The organism is Nosocomiicoccus massiliensis (genome assembly GCF_000438455.1).
Lineage (GTDB): Bacteria > Bacillota > Bacilli > Staphylococcales > Salinicoccaceae > Nosocomiicoccus > Nosocomiicoccus massiliensis.
Window position 1 is genome coordinate 1 of record NZ_CAVG010000073.1, and the last position, 3,360, is coordinate 3,360.

3 protein-coding genes are annotated in these 3,360 nt (G+C 30.1%); all 3 read right to left on the bottom strand.

From position 1 onward, the window contains the following. Window positions 1-2,452 (bottom strand): VirD4-like conjugal transfer protein, CD1115 family (locus TJ68_RS03475; protein WP_040928762.1); only part of this gene is annotated, 2,452 nt, incomplete at its 3' end. A 75-nt stretch (window positions 2,453-2,527) separates the two neighbouring features. Further along, window positions 2,528-2,776, bottom strand: a complete 249-nt coding sequence (locus TJ68_RS03480) for a hypothetical protein (protein ID WP_040928763.1) — start codon at window positions 2,774-2,776, stop codon at window positions 2,528-2,530. Between the two features lie 64 nt (window positions 2,777-2,840). Beyond that, window positions 2,841-3,360, bottom strand: a 520-nt coding sequence (locus TJ68_RS03485) for a hypothetical protein (protein WP_222859705.1), incomplete at its 5' end; no start/stop codon positions are given.

Sequence of the window (3,360 nt, forward strand, 5' to 3'; positions counted from 1 at the left end):
GAATAATATTATTTTCTTCAACTTCATAATATTGAGTGATTAACTCTGAAACTTTTCTAATTTGAGCTGTACTAAAGTTATTGTCAGAAGATAAATAAGATTTTTTTATTTTTCCACCTTTAGATTTAAACATTTCAGTAAAATCTATAGAGTTTTCCCTTAAAATTAAATTTCTATGCTGTGATGGAATATTAAATCGACTTAAAGATTTGCTGGTATCAAAATCATCTATAACCGTTTCATATGCTCTTGGCATTTGTGTTTTTCCTGTATTTAGTATTGGAAAAGGTCGTATATCTTTGCGTGATTTATCCCTACTCTTTAAACTTCTTATGACCATAGTTTCACCCATCACAAAATTTAATAATTCATCTGGTCGAATTAAAGGTTCTGCTTCTAACGACCTTGATTCATTTACTCGTGTTGCGTAACGATCAGAAGACAAGTTTTTACTAATGACAGTTTTTGTACCTGCTAATTTAGACATCGTTTCTGCTGTATTCATCGTTGTGGATTTGATATAGACTTTGTTTTGACAGTTACTAATAATCGTATTTGTTTCTGATTCACTATATTTAGATTTAATCTGGTCAAGCTCCTGTACGTATAATTCCCATAGAATGTTTCTCCCTAAAGAAACAGTAAGGTTTTCTGACATATCTTGAATTGTTGGAAAGTTACCAAATTCATCTAAACGGAATTTAACACGTGTAAAGCAAGAACGCCCCTCGACCTTTTCACATTCTCTTGCTAGTTCTGAATACATTTGAGAGATAAAAACACTTGCGATAAAGTGTTCGGAAGAATCATAATCTGGTACGACCATAAATATGGCAATCGGCTTTTCAGAATATGTCATTTCAATATCTTGAATAGCATCAGATTCATAAAACAATTCAACTTTATCATCATAAATATACTCATTTGTATAAGGATCACGTTCATAACTTAGTCCGTTAGATTTTAGTTTTCTAGTTGTTTCTATAAAAATCTCATTATTATCTTGTAACTTAAAGTAAATTTCATCATGAATATCTAGTTTTGTATTAAAATTTATTTCTACTGCACCTGTTGAATCTAAAGTAAACGGATATTCGTCACCTTTAATATTTAAAACGCCACGCATTGAAGAAAACTCTTTTGAAAACTGAACACGCATACTTTTATTAAAGCCTGGTCTTTTAAAATCTACAGAATGACGGCTCATCATCTTAGCAATAGCATCCTTGTTAATATCATCTAATTTACCTGCAACTGTTGTAAAAATGGATGAACGTGTTTTACCTTCGGCAAATTCAACCGTTCCATATGCAATAACAGCTGGATGCTCTGGATTTTCAGACTTTAACATACGCATATATTGGTCTAGCTTATTTGTTTCCTCTGTTGGATTATCGGGATTTATTTCATTTGTCCCATAAGCAATTAGCATATTGTAAACATTTCTAAAAGTTATTTTTTCTTTCTGATTTGTTTTAATACAATAGTCTACAACTGCTAATATCAATGCTTGTGTCATTCCTGATGCAAAGTTAATCCATGTTTTATCTTGAACTTTTGGATCATGGAATAGTGTGTGAGTTAATGATTTAGTATATTTCGTTGCATTATCCATATCCCCACGTTCATAATACTTCGCAATTAAATTAAGAGGATTATAGCTCATACCATCGTTAGGATTTGAAATGTTTAATATTTCTACATCATAACCACGTTTCCTTAACGTTTCATAACTCGCTCCTGCGAGTTCTCCTTTAGGATCGGCTACTATAATAGACGGTTGTATTTCTGCTCTTGAATCAATGTCAATAGAAGGAATAACGCTTGTTACACCTTTACCACTACGTGACGTACCAATTATTAAAGTGTTAAACGTATCTTCATCTATGAAATAGCCGTAATTATGTGCAATTGGAAAGCCCGATTGTCCCTTATATGTGAACGTCTTCGTTGGCACTTTCTTATAGGTGTTTTCCAATTCTTTAATTGTTGTCCAACGAGCATCTCCTTTTTGATTGTAAGAAATACGTTTATAACGATCATATAAGCGATATAATCGATAACCAATCATCACAATTCCTACTATGAGTAGCAGAGAAAAAATCCACTTTGCCCAAGTGGGTTGATTATCAATAAAAACAATTGGTAGGAATGGACTTTTGAAATCTAAAATAGTACTTAACATCGTTTCGTTTAGTCCTTGAAAATCAAAGCTTTTTAAATCTTTTAACTGTAGACTCATAAAACCAGTAAACGTTGTAATTATTTTAATCACATAATTGATAATATAAATATGCACCGTCAATAAACTTATACCTACTAAAAAAAGAACCCATGGAATTCCTAAAATATTTTTAGGATCATAAGGTTCTTTTTCCGTATGAATAACTTCTTTACCATCTTGTATTTTTTTCTCAATGACTTCTAATTTTTCTTTCACGTTTTCAGGCACACAATCACCACCTTATTTTTAATGTGTCACCTTTAATTCAAATTCTGTAGCTTGAAGAACTACATTATATTTTCTTTACTTCTGCCCCTCATTTTTCTCCCGTTGTCTTCTTGTATCTATATTCACTGTGATATTGATTCCTTTTTCAGGTTGATACAATTTTTTTAATTCGTTTGCTAATTGTCCATCAAAAAATATTGGTATTTCTTTTCCTTTATCATCAATGATAATTACGTTTGAATAAACGTTACCTTGACTTGTTTTGTTAAATTCTATTGGTAGTTTAACTATTCCCGTTACTACTGCTTTATGTTGTGTATTCATATTAAACTCCTTATATATTATATTTTATAATGTATAACTTACATCATATATAATATAAGTTATATTATTTTTCTCCTAAAATGATTTTTACTTGTTTAAGCTCTTGTTCAGCTTTTTTAATATTATCTTTATCCTTACTGCTGTTAATGACGTTTTCTAACTCTGCTTTAACTTGAAGATAATATTCAATTTCTGCTAGTTGCTTATTAAGTTCTCTATCATTTAAATTTTCGTTTAATTCCTGTGCTTTTTCAAATTGGGTGTTATCCATATAGGCGTGTGCGACTTGTAATAGTTCGTTATTCTTAATAGAATCTTTTTCGGACATTTTTTCATAAGTTTCAATAATTTCTTTTTTATTATTGTTTAATAAATGATACCTAAAAAGAGCGAACTCATTGTTTGATTCATTTACTAATGTTTCTAATCCATAATTATTATTTTCCTGATACAATTTTTCACTAAGTTGATCCAACTTATCTGGATATTTTTGTGAAATACCAGAATAATCTTGATTATCAAGTAAAGATTGATAACTTTCATCATTCTCTGGATTTAACATTAAGTATGCACCAACTAGAATT